Origin of the sequence: Aeromonas bestiarum, assembly GCF_000819745.1 — a bacterium.
Classification (GTDB): Bacteria; Pseudomonadota; Gammaproteobacteria; order Enterobacterales; family Aeromonadaceae; genus Aeromonas; species Aeromonas bestiarum.
Genome location: NZ_CDDA01000030.1, coordinates 61,804 through 74,209 on the forward strand (window position 1 = coordinate 61,804; position 12,406 = coordinate 74,209).

A 12,406-nucleotide genomic window follows, 5' to 3' on the forward strand; every position below is an offset into this window, starting at 1 on the left:
CCGCCACAATGAACAAGGGCTCCAGATTGGAGCCCTTGTTGTTACTCGCCAGCCTTATTGCAACAGCAGGAAGCGACCGCTCAGCGGCGGCAAGTCCACCGTCACGCTGCTGCCGCCTATGGCCAGACTCTCGCCGCTCTGCAGATCCAGCAGGGCGTTGCCGCTGCGCAGCTTGCCGACCGGCAGGGCATAGCTCTGGGGCGTGCTTGAAACGTTGAGCAGGTAGACGATCTGCTCCGCCGCCGTCTGTTTGATGTCGCCATAGACGCTGCCATCGGCCACCAGCTTGACCCGCTCACCCTGATAGAGAGCGGGATGCTTGGCACGCAGGGCCAGCAGCTGGCTCAGCCACTGCTTGAGCTCGGCCTGCTCGCCGCTTGGCACGAAACCGGTGGCAACCGGCACCTTGCCGTCGCTGCGAGCCACGTGATCGTCACAGAGCCCCTGCGCCGCACAGTCGCCGCTCACCTGCGCCGCAAAGCCCAGCACCTCGTCGCCAAACTCCTCACCGTAGTAGAGGGTGATGGGGCCGGAGCGGGCCGCCAGGAAGCTGAAGGCCGCCTTGTGGCGCTGCCAGTAGTCCGCCGGATTGAAGTTGCCGCGCTCCAGCAGATCGCCGAAGCGCACCAGATCGTGGTTGCCCAGCATCAGGTTCGGCATGGCGTGATCCGGGTAGTTCTCCACCTTGTTCCAGCTGGCGTCGAGCACGCTGGCGCCCTGGCCGCCCTTGCCGGACTCCTCCACCGCCAGCGCCTGCACCAGGCCGTAACGCAGCGGGAAGTCGAACGCCGAGGAGAGCGCCGGGTTGTCGCTCGGGCCATAAGCCTCTGCCCGGATCTCGTCGGCCCCCTTCCACACCTCCCCCACCAGATAGCCGAGCGTGCCCCACTGCTGACCGGCCGCCTTGCGTGCCGCGCTGGCCTGCTCGACCTCGCCACGAATGGCACGCCACTCGTCCAGCCCCAGCTGGTAGGCCTGATCGAGACGCCAGCCGTCGATGCCGTACTGCTCGACCCAGTAGCGGGCCACTTCTTTGAAGTAGGCCAGGCTCTGGGGCTGGCTGTAATCCACCAGCTGGCCCGGATAACCGGCACCACCGCTCTTGAGGGCGGGCAGACGCCCCTCTGGCGAGGGCTTGCTCACCCCCACCTTGTTGACGTGACCGAACACGCCGTCGAGGAAGACGTAGAGGCCGCGCTGGTGTGCCGCCTCCACCAGTTTTTTGAGCTGGGCATTGCTGCCGAAGTTGGGATCCACGGTGAAGAAGTCGCAGGCGAAGTAGCCGGTGGCATCCAGTTTGTCATCCCCGCCCTGACCGGCGCAGGAGTCGAATACCGGGGTGAGCCAGATGGCGTTGACGTTGAGACTCTTGATGTGATCCAGACTGTCGATGATCCCCTGCAGATCGCCGTTGTGCCGGGAGGGGCCGTAGCCGACGCCGTAGTTGGCGGCGCTGTCGCCATCGACGAAGGACTCCACCATCACCTGATAGGTGCGCAGGTTGCAGGCGGGCTGATCATTGCCGTAGCAGGCGCGGCTGGCGGTGGCAGGCGGCGGATTGACCACGGGGGGCTGGGGTTCGCTGCTGGATCCCCCGCCTCCGCTGCCGCAAGCCGTCAGTAACAGGGCGGCCCCGAGCAGGCCGCCATAGCGCAACGTTCCTTGTTTCATTGTTATGTTCCCGCTGTGGTGGTATCGGCGCACAAGGCGCCACTCCGGGGCCATGATAGCGGCCCCGCCAGCACGGGTCTGTGACTGAAAACGTTACCCGGTTCAGTCGGTTGGCGCGTCTGCCTAGAGCACGCCGGCGGAGGCGAAACGGTAGTTGAGGGAGAGCCAGACGGCGCGACCCGGCTCAGGGATGCGACCGACCTGTTCATAGCCCAGCCCAGCCTGACTGGCGTGCACCGACTTGGAGAGGTGCTCGTAATAGAAGGTGTCGAACAGGTTGTCCACCCCGGCCGACAGCTGCCACCCCTCTGCAAACTGCCAGGCACCGCTCAGGTTCAGGGTGAAGAAGCCCGGCGTCTCCCCCTGATCCTGCCCGGCTACCGTGCCGGAGCCCACATCGACCCTGTCCTGCGCGGCCACGGCGCGGCCCAGCAGGGTAAAGTTCCACGCCTCGGCCGGCTGCCAGCCCAGCGCCAGCTTGCCATCGAGCGGCGGCATCTGGGCCAGCGGCTGGTTATCGCTCTGGTTTTCGCCATAGACCACCGCCAGGCCGCCATCGAGACGCCACTGCTCGGCAAACTGCCAGCGTCCTTCCAGCTCGCCGCCCCGGGTCCGGGCATCTATGTTGCGCACCTTGTTCGACTTGTTGTTATAGAGCAGGTAGTCCTGGATGTCGGCGCTGAACAGGGAGAGGGTCAAGTCCAGCTCGCGACTGCGCAGGGCCAGCCCCGCATCCCACTGACGACTGCGCTCCGGGTTGAGGGTGAAGGGGACGCTGTCCTTGCTGCGCTCCCAGTAATCCGGTGCCCGCTTGGCCTGGCCCCAGGCCAGATAGCTCGACCAGGCCGGCGACCACTGGTATTCGTAGCGGCCAAAGCCGCTGTCCAGGGTCAGGGTATCGCTGTAAAGGGTTTGATCCCCCGCGCCATAACGGGTGGTCTCGACCCTGTCCTGCCGGTAGCCCCCCTTGTAGCCGTGGGCCCCCTGCTGGCGGCCCAGCTCGACAAAGCCCCCCTGCTGCTCGAAACGCAGGGTGCGCTGACGCGGCTGGCTGGCGTAATCCACCCCGCTGCGGGCCCTGTGCTGATCCCGGTTGGCATCGAGCCCGGCGGTCAGCAGCCAGTCGGCCGGCAGGGCCAGGTCGTTGGCCCAACGCCCGCCTGTGTTGCGCCGATCCGGGTTGGAGAGCATCTTCATGCCGCTGTTTTGTCGCAGGCTGAAGTTGTCCATGATGTGGTCTATGTCGTTGTCCCACAGGGTCAGCTCGCTGCGCTGCCAGTGGCTGCTGATCTGCTCCTGCCTGAGCTTGAGGCCGAAGGACTCCCGATCGAACATGGGGCCGTCCATGGTGCGATCCGCATAGGCGGCGCGGGCGTTGCTGCGCTCGGCGGTGAGTTCGAGCCAGGTGTGCTCCCCCGGCGTCCAGCCCAGCTGGGCTGTGCCGTTCTCCCGGCGATAGAAGGAGCGCACCCTGTCGCCGTGGCCATCTCGGTAGTCATCGCTGTCGGAGTGGGTGAACTGGCTGCGCAGATACCCCTCGGGCGCACCGACTGTGGCGTCCAGCATCTGGTCGTCGCGCCCGAAGCTGCCATAAAGCGCCGAGGCCTCGGCCTTGACGCCGGGGGCGGTGAACTCGGGTCTGTCCCGTTCGAACAGCACAGTGCCCGCCAGAGCCGCGCCCTGCTCGAGGGATTGCGGCCCCTTCAGCACCCGGATCCGGTCGAAGGATTGGGGAAACACATAGGCGGTGGGTGGATCCATGCGGCCGCCGCAGCCACCGGCCAGCATGCCGCCATCCATCTGCACGTTGAGGCGGGACATCCCCATACCCCGCAGCACGGGGTCGCCCCCCAGTCCGCCCTTGCGCACCATGCTCATGCCGGTGACGTTCTTCAGATAACCGGCGCCGTCGGCGGCAGGCATGGGAGAGCCCGGTTTCTTGGGATCCAGGGTCACTTCTAGGGTGCTGGCGGGGCGGCTGGCGACCACCACCATGGGTTCCAGCTGCTGGACCTGCTCCTGACCGGCGGCGCCGTGGCAGGCGAGACCGCCCACCAGCAGGGCCAGCGGGGTGCGCATATGACAAGCCATGTTTATTCCTTATCTCTTTGTTTATTTTGTTTTTCTTATCTCACCCAACAAACCTTTCAGCTGGGGAAAGGTTTGCCATCCGGCCACAAAAAAGGCCTGCGGCGGGAGGCGGCAAGCCTTGACGGGCAAAGCTGGAAGAGTGGTTGGCAAAATGTTGCGCAGGTTTTACCCAAATTGGGTAGAGAAGGCAAATGAACAAACATTCCAGTTACAGGAATCTGGGGATGGCTCACAAAAACAGGGGGTTAACTGAAAGCCTCCCGCTCGTTGATGGGCCTGATCAGGTGATAGACCTCATGGGCCGACAGGGTGCAGCCGGCAGGCCACTCCAGCTGGTGGTGACGATTGATGAAGACCCGGGCGCAACGCCGCTCCGAATCCAGCGCCGCAAACAGGGGCTGCGCGCGCCAGGGGGTCAGGTCCAGCGCCCCCGTGGTGCCGTCGGAGAGCACCACGAACAGGCGCCATCCCTGCAAATATTCCACATCGATAAAGACCGGCATCCCTTCGGCTCCGATTGAGAAAATTCGGCGTCATTATAGGGAGGCGGCCTACATGACTTTGCAAGGGGGATCACAGTTTCCTCAGCCGTTTATGCTGTCTTGGATCCCTGCGCGCCCTCACATAAAAATCATAAATCGTGCCAAAACATCCTTTTAAACGGCACCTACACGCAACCTTTCCCCGGACCCGCTGTCATAACCCTGCAATATAAAAACAATGTGCCCGAGGACGGGTGCAAACAGGCTTGTAGGAACAACAATGACAACTATCAGACAATGGCTGGGACCGTTTTGGCCCATCGCCGTTTTTTCATTGATCGCGCTCGTCTCTCTCTCCGTCAGCCGACTCGGCCTCGGCTTCTGGCAACTGGAACGGGTCGACGCCGTCGCCGGCTGGCAGGAGATGCTGCTGCAAGGGCTGCGGGTCGATTTCGCCACCCTCTGCTGGCTGTGGGGCGTGCCCGCCATGCTGACCCTGCTGCTGGCGGGGCCCCACCCGATCGGTCGGGCCTGGCTGCAGATCATCCGGGTCTGGCTGACCCTGGGACTCTGGCTGATGCTCTTCCTGGAGATCTCCACCCCCTCCTTCGTGACCGAATACGGGGTCAGGCCCAACCGCCTCTATGTGGAGTACCTCATCTATCCGAAGGAGGTGCTCTCCATGCTGTGGGCCGGCCGCAAGGGAGAGCTGCTGGCCGCCGTGCTGTTCAGCCTGCTGACCCTGGGCGGTGGCTGGTGGCTGAGCGGGCGCCTGCTGCGCGATCTCACCTTCCCGCGCTGGTACTGGCGACCCGCCTTCGCCCTGCTCATTCTGGCCATAGGCTTTCTCGGCGCCCGTTCCAGCCTGGGCCATCGCGCCCTGAACCCGGCCATGGTGGCGTTTGCCAGCGATCCCCTGATCAATGCGCTGACCGTCAACTCCTCCTACTCCCTCTTCTTCGCCATCAAGCAGATGGGGGCCGAAGAGGATGCCAGCCAGTTCTACGGCAAGCTGCCCCAGGCGCGCATCCTGGAGCTCATTCGCCAGGAGAGTGGCCGCGAGCCCCACGAATTCAGCTCTGAAACCTTGCCCAGCCAGACCTTCAACGAAGCCAGCTATATCGGCAAGCCGAAGAACCTGGTGATCCTGCTGCAGGAGAGCCTGGGCGCCCAGTTCGTCGGCTCCCTCGGCGGCCTGCCGCTCACCCCCAATCTGGATGCACTCTCGCAGCAGGGCTGGGCCTTCGAGCAGCTCTACGCCACCGGCACCCGCTCGGTGCGCGGCATAGAAGCCGTGCTGACCGGCTTCACCCCCACCCCGGCCCAGGCCGTGGTCAAGCTTGGCAAGAGCCAGACCAACTTCTTCACCATCGCGGATCTGCTCAAACAGCGGGGCTACGACACCAGCTTCATCTATGGTGGCGAGAGTCACTTCGACAACATGCGCAGCTTCTTCCTCGGCAACGGCTTCACCACCATAGTCGAGCAGAAGGACTTCAAGAATCCGGTGTTCAAGGGATCCTGGGGTGCCTCGGACGAGGATCTGATGGCCAAGGCGGACGAAACCTTCAAGGCGCTGCACAAGGAGGGCAAACCCTTCTTCAGCCTGGTGTTCAGCTCCAGCAACCACGATCCGTTCGAATTCCCGGACAATCGCATCGCCCTCTATGAGCAGCCCAAGCAGACCCGCAACAACGCGGCCAAGTACGCCGACTACGCCATCGGTGAGTTCTTCAAGAAGGCGAAGCAGTCGGACTACTGGAAGGACACCCTGTTCCTGGTCATCGCCGATCACGACAGCCGGGTCGGCGGTGCCAGCCTGGTGCCCATCCCCCGCTTCCACATTCCCGGCGTCATCGTCGGTGACGGCATAGCGCCGAAGCAGGATCCCCGTATCGTCAGCCAGATCGACATGGCGCCGACCCTGCTCTCCCTGATGGGGATAAGCGCCGATTACCCCATGCTGGGCAAGGATCTGACCCGGATGCCCGCCGACTGGCCGGGGCGCGCCATCATGCAGTACGACAAGAACTTCGCCCTGATGCGGGGCAAGGACGTGGTGATACTGCAACCCGAGCGCCCGGCGGAAGGCTTCATCTACGAGGATGCCACCGAAACCCTCACCCCAGCGGCGCAGCCGGATGCCATGAAGGATGCCACGCTCGGGCTGGCGCTGTGGGGCAGCCTGGCTTATCAGAAAGGGCTCTACCAGACGGCGCCGGATACCCAGACTGCGCTGAACTGAGTCCGCCGCCGCAACAACATAAAACCCGCCGATTGGCGGGTTTTATGTTGGGCGCAACACGGGATCAGGTGTTGAGGAAACAGGGCAGCGAGCGGCTGAACCTGTGTTCGAATACCAGCGAGGTCTCGAGGTGCACCACCTCCTCCCGGGAGGTGAAGTGATCGAACACAAAGTTGCGCAGGTGCTCGGTATCGGCGACGCAGAGGTGCACCAGGAAATCATCCTTGCCACCCATGTGAAACAGGCTGATCACCTCGGGCAGCGCCAGTATGGCGTCGCGGAAGGCATCGATGATCTGGCGGCTGTGACGCGCCAGCTGCAGCGAGACCATGGCCTGGATATGGCCACCGAGCGCCTGGTGATCCACTTCGCAATGGGCGCCCTTGAGCACCCCGTCCTGTTGCAGCTTGCGCACCCGCTCCAGGCAGGTGGACGGCGCCACGCCGACCAGGGCAGCCAGATCCTTGTTGGTCATGCCCGCATCGCGAAACAGATGGGCCAGGATATCCAAATCCAGTTGATCCAGGTTTCTCATCTTAACTCCTTGAACCGATCAATTTTTTAGACTCTGCCCGTAAACCGGGCCGAACACAACGCAGATTGACATCGGGGCCGCGCCCCCTATGCTTTGGCGCACTCAGAAACCGGCCATGCCGGCTCGCCTCGCCCTTGCTGGCCTCATAAGGACCTTTATGCACCCGTCTCACCCCTTCTGGAGCCAGGAAGTACCCCGCGTCGATGGCCAGCTGCTGCTGACCCCCTGCCCCGGCACCCAGCAGGTGGCACTGCCACTGGCACTGGATCAGCTCAGGCTGGCGGGAGCCCACGGCGTGCTGACCCTGATGACGGAGGCCGAACTGGCCCGGCTCGCACTGAGCCAGCTTGGCCCGCAGGTCGAGGCGAGCGGCATGCGCTGGTTCCACCTGCCCATCGAAGACGATCAGGCCCCCGATGCCACCTTCGAACAGGCCTGGCAACAGGCTCTGCCGCAACTGACCGGCCTGCTGCGCGAGGGCAAACACCTGGTCATCCACTGCAAGGGGGGCAGCGGCCGCACCGGTCTGGTCGCGGCCGCACTGCTTGTCTCCCTCGGCCAGCCACAGCAGGAGGCCATGGCCGCCATCCGGGCCCACAGGCCCAAGGCCTTCATCCTGGCGGTGCATCGCCAGTGGCTCGACGCCCTGACCGCACGACGGGAACAGGCCGACTGAGCCCGCCACTCTGATCCTTACTTGGGCTGCTGGTAGGTAAACACCTTGCCTATGTCCTCCACCCGATAGCTGGTGAGCTGATAGACGTAGTAGTTGAGCCAGTTGGAGAACAGCAGGTGGCCGTGACTGCGCCAGCTGGCGCGCGGGGTCTGGCCGGGATCGTTGGCCGGGTAATAGTTGACCGGGATGACGGGCTCGAGCCCGGCCGCCAGATCCCGCCGGTACTCCCCATCCAGAGTCAGGACATCATATTCAGGGTGGCCGGTGACGAACACCTGGCGGCAATCCTTGGTCGCCGCCAGATAGACACCGGCTTCCTCCGACTCGGCAAAGATCTGCAGGTCGGTGTGGGCGCGGATAAGATCCCCATCAAACGCCGCATAGCGGGAGTGGGGCGCCACGAATTCATCGTCGAAGCCGCGCAGCAACGGCTCGTGCTCATCCAGCCTGTGATGGCGATAGATGCCGGAGAGCTTCTCGCCGTGGGTCTGTTTTTCCATGCCATACAAGGCTTTCAGCGCCGCCTGCACCGCCCAGCAGAGAAACAGGGTCGAGGTCACGTGCTGATGGGACCACTCTATGATCTCGACGATGCGCGGCCAGTAGACCACCTCCTCGAACTCCACCAGCCCGAGCGGCGCCCCCGTGATGATCATGCCGTCGTAGTTGTTGGCCCGCACCTGTTCGAAGTCGTGATAGAAGTTCTCCAGGTGCGCCTGGGGCGTGTTCTTCGACTCCCGATCGTCGATGCGCAGCAGATCCACGTCCACCTGTAACGGCGAGTTGGAGAGCATCCGCATCAGCTGGATCTCGGTTTCAATCTTCTTGGGCATCAGGTTGAGGATCAACACCCGCAACGGGCGTATGTTCTGGGTGACGGCCCTGGATTCCGTCATCACGAAGATGTTCTCCTGCCCCAGCACTTCGGCGGCGGGTAACTGATCCGGGATCTTGATCGGCATGCTTACTCCCTGTACTGCATCGGTAAATATGTCTGGACATCCAGAAGCCTATAATAAAGCGTCTACCCTGTCATCAGATACCTTTTGTATTCACCTCCGCCTTTGACTAGCATACGGCTCATGTGTCTCTCGCAGCCAAGACAATGACAGGTATCAAGATTTCCGTAGACCGACTGCAAGTCGGCAATTTCGTCTCTCTGCCACTGGGTTGGCGCGAACACCCCTTCCTGTTTTCCAGCTTCAAGCTCAAGACTGAAGAGGAGATAGAGCTTATCCGCCGGCTTGGCCTCAAGCTCGTGACCATCATCCCCGACAAGAGCGATGCACCGCCCAAGCCGCTGAGCCAGATCCAGCCTCAACCAACCGAGGCGCCGGACACCTCCCAGCGCCAGGCCGAGATGCAGCTGGAAAAAGAGCGCCGCATCGAGCAGTTGCAGCAGTATCGCCGCGACTTGCAGCAGTGCGAGAAGCAGTTCCAGCAGTCGCTGGCGCAGGTGCGCAGCGTGATGAGCAAGATCCAGTCCCGCCCCCTCAACGCCATCGGCGAGGCGCAGGAGCTGATCAACGCCATGACGGAGCAGCTGCTGTCGGTGGACGAGATGGTGCTGCACTTGGTCTCCGACAGCGAGGATGGCAACAACCTCTACTTCCACTCCCTCAACGTCAGCGTGCTCAGCATGCTGCTGGCCAAGGAGTGCAACATGTCGGCCGACGAGATCCGCCAGGTCGGCATGGGCGCCCTGTTCCACGACATCGGCAAGCTGAAGATCCCGAGCCAGATACTGCGCAAGACGGAGCCGCTGACCAAGCCGGAGCAGAACCTGATGGCCCAGCACCCGCGCTACGGCCTGGATCTGCTCAATCTGGCCAAGGATTTTCCGGCCGGGGCCAAGGGAATCGTGCTGCATCACCACGAATACCTGGATGGCAGCGGGCCCGAGGGGCTCAAGAAGGGGCAGCTCGACCCCCTCACCCAGATGGTGTCGCTGATCAACGAGTACGACAACCTCTGCCACCTGCAGGCCAAGGTGCCCTACTCGGCCCTGAGCGGCCTCTACAAGCAGCGCAAGGCCCAGTTCAACCCGGAATACCTCAGCATGCTGATCCGGCTGATGGGCATATACCCGCCCGGCAGCGTGGTGCAGCTCTCCAACGGTCAGGTGGGGCTGGTGATGTCGGTGAATGCCTCCCGCCTGCTCTACCCCTCTGTGCTGGTGTACGATCCCCGCATCCCGCGCCAGGAGGCGGCCATCATAGATCTGCAACAGGCCGAGCTCTCCATCGCCAAGGTGATCCACCCCAAACGACTGCCCCCGGCGGTGTTCGAGTACCTCAATCCACGTACCCGAATCAGCTACTACTTCGAACACGCCAAGCCCTGATTGTCCCGGCCATGGTTCATGGCCGTCCCAGTTCAGGTCCCCAGCCCAAGGAGCCCCCATGCGTATCGAGATCATCAGCACCGGAGACGAGATAGTGACGGGTCTGGTGGTGGATACCAACGCGGCCTGGCTCAGCGCCCTGCTGCTGGAACAGGGCTGGCAGGTGCGCCGCCGCGTCACAGTGGGGGACAACCTCGCCGATCTGAAAACCGTGCTGCAGGAGAGCGCCAGCCGCGCCGAGGTGGTGCTGGTGTGCGGCGGCCTGGGCCCCACCGCCGATGATCTCACCGCCCAGGCGGCGGCCGAGGCGTTCGGCCAGCCCCTGGCCCTGTTCCCGGACTGGCTCGCCACCATAGCGGCGCGCTACGCCAGCCGCGGCCGGCCCATGCCCGCCAGCAACGCCAAGCAGGCCTGGCTGCCGCAAGATTGCGAGATCCTGGACAACCCGGTCGGCACCGCCTGTGGCTTTGTGGTCACCCACACAGGCCATCAGGGCCAGAGCCAGCTCTTCTTCACCCCGGGCGTGCCGTTCGAATTCAAGCAGATGGTGCACGAACAGATCTTGCCGCGCCTCAAGGCGCTTGCGGGCGCGAAGACCGATACCGAACTGCGCCGCTTCTACAGCTTCGGCATCTCGGAATCAGCCCTCTCCGACATGCTGGATGCAGCCCCCTGGCCGACCGGCATAGAGCTGGGCTACCGCTCCTCCATGCCGCTGATCGAGCTGAAACTCATAGGCCACGGCGCCAGCGCCGCCGACATGGATGCCGCCGAGGCGCGACTGCTCGCGGCGATCCAGCCCTGGCTGGTGGGACGGGGGGATGAGGAGCCTGCGCGGCAGATCCTGGCCCTGCTGGGGGAGAGGCCGCTGACCCTGCTGGAGGGGGAGAGCCGGGGTGCCCTGCTCGCCCTCTGCCACGACCATCCCCGGCTTGAAGCCGGCTTTCGCGGCGACCTCGCCAGCGAGCTGGCGCAGTTGGAGGCAAAAAGTGAGGAGCTGAGCCTGACCATGGGATGGGAGGGGCCGGACGGCGTGCCGCTGCTGCTCTGCGCCGACGGGCAAAAGATCGGCCAGACGCTGAAGGCCAGTCACCCGGATCCCGAGAGCCGACGCAAGATCCTCGCCTTCGCCGCCCTCGACATGCTGCGCCGCCAGCTGCAAGGCTTGCCTGTGCTCGGCGACTACCTCACCCTGGCCAGAACGGCGCAGCGCGGCAGCTAGGCATCAAACGCCGGTACCCGCAAAATCGGACACAGACAAACGCCTCAATCCAGACTCTTCTTGAACCTGTGGGCGGCCAGAGTCAGCACCAGCAGGGTGAAACCGGCCAGCCAGAGCACGTCCGGCAGCAACTCAGACAACTCACCGCCCCGCAGCACTATGCCCCGGATCAACCGCATGAAGTGGGTGGCCGGCAACACCTCGGCAATCCACTGGGCCGGCACCGGCATCCCCTCGTAGGGGAACATGAAACCCGACAACAGGATGGAGGGCAGCAGGATGAACACCGTCATCTGCATCGCCTGCAGCTGGGTCTGTGCCAGGGTGGAGATAAGCAGCCCCAGGGTCAGGCTGGCGGCGATGAACAGCAGGGTCGCCAGCAGCACCTGACTCAGGGCGCCGTTGACGGGCACATCGAAGATGAGATGGCCGAGACCGAGTATGATGGCCACCTGGACCAGCCCCACCCCGATATAGGGCAAAATCTTGCCCAGCATCAGCTCCATAGAGCTGACCGGGGTGGTGATGAGCAGCTCCAGATTGCCGCGCTCGCGCTCGCGCACTATGGCCGCCGAGGTGAACATGATCATGGTCATGGTGAGGATCACCCCGAGCAAACCGGGCACTATGTTGACCGCCGAGCGGCGGGCCGGGTTGAAGTAGAGCACAGTCTCGAAGGTGGGAGGCGCGGATTCAAGCCCAGGTTTCAGATCCGACAGCGGCATGTTGCGCAGCCCCAGCAGGGCCCCGGCTATCATGGTGTCCGAACCGTCCACCAGCCACTGGCCCGCCGTCTCGCCGGCGCTGAGCCGGCGGCTCAAGTCGGGGGGCAGCACCAGCACGGCCCGCACCTCGCCCCGGGTCAATGCCGCTTCGGCCTGCTGCACTCCCACATAATGGTGTTCGATGCGTACCACCTGGCTCGCCTTCACCGCCTCCACCAGCAGCCGTCCCGGCACGCTCTGGCTCATCTCCACCAGCCCCACCGGGATATGGCGCACATCCGTGTTGATGGCGTAGCCAAACAGCAGCAGCTGGATCAGGGGGATCATCACCACCATGCCAAAGGTCAGCCTGTCGCGCGCCAGCTGCCTGAGTTCTTTCTGGGTAATGGCCCAGAGCCGTCGCAGACTGTTCATC

11 protein-coding genes are annotated in these 12,406 nt (G+C 63.8%); 5 read left to right on the forward strand and 6 right to left on the reverse strand.

What is annotated here, in order from left to right; translation table 11 throughout:
• Positions 1–54: 54 nt before the first annotated feature.
• Both BN1118_RS15380 and BN1118_RS15385 read right to left on the reverse strand, forming a co-directional pair.
• Positions 55–1,671 (reverse strand): alpha-amylase family protein, encoded by a 1,617-nt coding sequence (locus BN1118_RS15380; RefSeq protein WP_043556945.1) that lies wholly within the window; start codon positions 1,669–1,671, stop codon positions 55–57.
• Positions 1,672–1,794: 123 nt separating this feature from the next.
• Positions 1,795–3,762: a TonB-dependent copper receptor gene (locus tag BN1118_RS15385; RefSeq protein WP_043556946.1), complete on the reverse strand. Its 1,968-nt coding sequence runs from the start codon at positions 3,760–3,762 to the stop codon at positions 1,795–1,797.
• Here BN1118_RS15385 and BN1118_RS21855 point away from each other — a divergent pair.
• Positions 3,751–3,957, forward strand: coding sequence for a hypothetical protein (locus BN1118_RS21855; RefSeq protein ID WP_156995049.1), 207 nt, complete (start codon positions 3,751–3,753; stop codon positions 3,955–3,957). The two genes, BN1118_RS15385 and BN1118_RS21855, sit on opposite strands and share 12 nt — an antisense overlap.
• A 50-nt stretch (positions 3,958–4,007) precedes the next feature.
• Here the strand turns inward: BN1118_RS21855 and BN1118_RS15390 are convergent, their stop codons facing one another.
• Positions 4,008–4,265, reverse strand: a complete 258-nt coding sequence (locus BN1118_RS15390) for a DUF2442 domain-containing protein (RefSeq protein ID WP_043556947.1) — start codon at positions 4,263–4,265, stop codon at positions 4,008–4,010.
• Between the two features lie 259 nt (positions 4,266–4,524).
• On the opposite strand from BN1118_RS15390, the gene BN1118_RS15395 reads away from it, so the two are divergent.
• Complete coding sequence (locus BN1118_RS15395) at positions 4,525–6,489, forward strand: LTA synthase family protein (protein ID WP_043556948.1); 1,965 nt, start codon at positions 4,525–4,527, stop codon at positions 6,487–6,489.
• Positions 6,490–6,553: 64 nt separating this feature from the next.
• On the opposite strand, the gene BN1118_RS15400 is transcribed toward BN1118_RS15395, so the two are convergent.
• On the reverse strand, positions 6,554–7,024 hold the full coding sequence (locus tag BN1118_RS15400) for an Lrp/AsnC family transcriptional regulator (protein WP_042868783.1): 471 nt from the start codon (positions 7,022–7,024) through the stop codon (positions 6,554–6,556).
• Positions 7,025–7,181: 157 nt separating this feature from the next.
• Between BN1118_RS15400 and BN1118_RS15405 the strand changes: the two genes are divergently transcribed.
• The gene (locus BN1118_RS15405) at positions 7,182–7,700 is read left to right on the forward strand and encodes a cyclin-dependent kinase inhibitor 3 family protein (protein ID WP_043556949.1); all 519 of its coding nucleotides are present in this window, start codon (positions 7,182–7,184) and stop codon (positions 7,698–7,700) included.
• Between the two features lie 17 nt (positions 7,701–7,717).
• On the opposite strand, the gene metA is transcribed toward BN1118_RS15405, so the two are convergent.
• Complete coding sequence (gene metA / locus BN1118_RS15410) at positions 7,718–8,662, reverse strand: homoserine O-acetyltransferase MetA (protein ID WP_043134999.1); 945 nt, start codon at positions 8,660–8,662, stop codon at positions 7,718–7,720.
• A gap of 143 nt (positions 8,663–8,805) precedes the next feature.
• Between metA and BN1118_RS15415 the strand changes: the two genes are divergently transcribed.
• Both BN1118_RS15415 and BN1118_RS15420 read left to right on the forward strand, forming a co-directional pair.
• Positions 8,806–10,044 carry a cyclic di-GMP phosphodiesterase gene (locus BN1118_RS15415; protein WP_043556950.1) on the forward strand — a complete coding sequence of 413 codons (1,239 nt, stop codon included), beginning with the start codon at positions 8,806–8,808 and terminating at the stop codon, positions 10,042–10,044.
• Positions 10,045–10,102: 58 nt separating this feature from the next.
• Positions 10,103–11,266, forward strand: coding sequence for a competence/damage-inducible protein A (locus BN1118_RS15420; protein ID WP_043556951.1), 1,164 nt, complete (start codon positions 10,103–10,105; stop codon positions 11,264–11,266).
• A gap of 44 nt (positions 11,267–11,310) precedes the next feature.
• Here BN1118_RS15420 and BN1118_RS15425 read toward each other — a convergent pair whose 3' ends face one another.
• On the reverse strand, positions 11,311–12,405 hold the full coding sequence (locus tag BN1118_RS15425) for an ABC transporter permease (RefSeq protein WP_042868772.1): 1,095 nt from the start codon (positions 12,403–12,405) through the stop codon (positions 11,311–11,313).
• Position 12,406 lies beyond the last annotated feature (1 nt).

Excerpts from the sequence above, each read along its gene's own strand:
- BN1118_RS15395 (WP_043556948.1), top strand. The coding sequence starts at position 4,525 with ATGACAACTATCAGACAATGGCTGGGACCGTTTTGGCCCATCGCCGTT.
- metA (WP_043134999.1), bottom strand. The coding sequence starts at position 8,662 with ATGCCGATCAAGATCCCGGATCAGTTACCCGCCGCCGAAGTGCTGGGG.
- BN1118_RS15380 (WP_043556945.1), bottom strand. The coding sequence starts at position 1,671 with ATGAAACAAGGAACGTTGCGCTATGGCGGCCTGCTCGGGGCCGCCCTG.
- BN1118_RS15390 (WP_043556947.1), bottom strand. The coding sequence starts at position 4,265 with ATGCCGGTCTTTATCGATGTGGAATATTTGCAGGGATGGCGCCTGTTC.
- BN1118_RS15400 (WP_042868783.1), bottom strand. The coding sequence starts at position 7,024 with ATGAGAAACCTGGATCAACTGGATTTGGATATCCTGGCCCATCTGTTT.
- BN1118_RS15385 (WP_043556946.1), bottom strand. The coding sequence starts at position 3,762 with ATGGCTTGTCATATGCGCACCCCGCTGGCCCTGCTGGTGGGCGGTCTC.
- BN1118_RS15415 (WP_043556950.1), top strand. The coding sequence starts at position 8,806 with ATGACAGGTATCAAGATTTCCGTAGACCGACTGCAAGTCGGCAATTTC.
- BN1118_RS15405 (WP_043556949.1), top strand. The coding sequence starts at position 7,182 with ATGCACCCGTCTCACCCCTTCTGGAGCCAGGAAGTACCCCGCGTCGAT.
- BN1118_RS15425 (WP_042868772.1), bottom strand. The coding sequence starts at position 12,405 with ATGAACAGTCTGCGACGGCTCTGGGCCATTACCCAGAAAGAACTCAGG.
- BN1118_RS15420 (WP_043556951.1), top strand. The coding sequence starts at position 10,103 with ATGCGTATCGAGATCATCAGCACCGGAGACGAGATAGTGACGGGTCTG.
- BN1118_RS21855 (WP_156995049.1), top strand. The coding sequence starts at position 3,751 with ATGACAAGCCATGTTTATTCCTTATCTCTTTGTTTATTTTGTTTTTCT.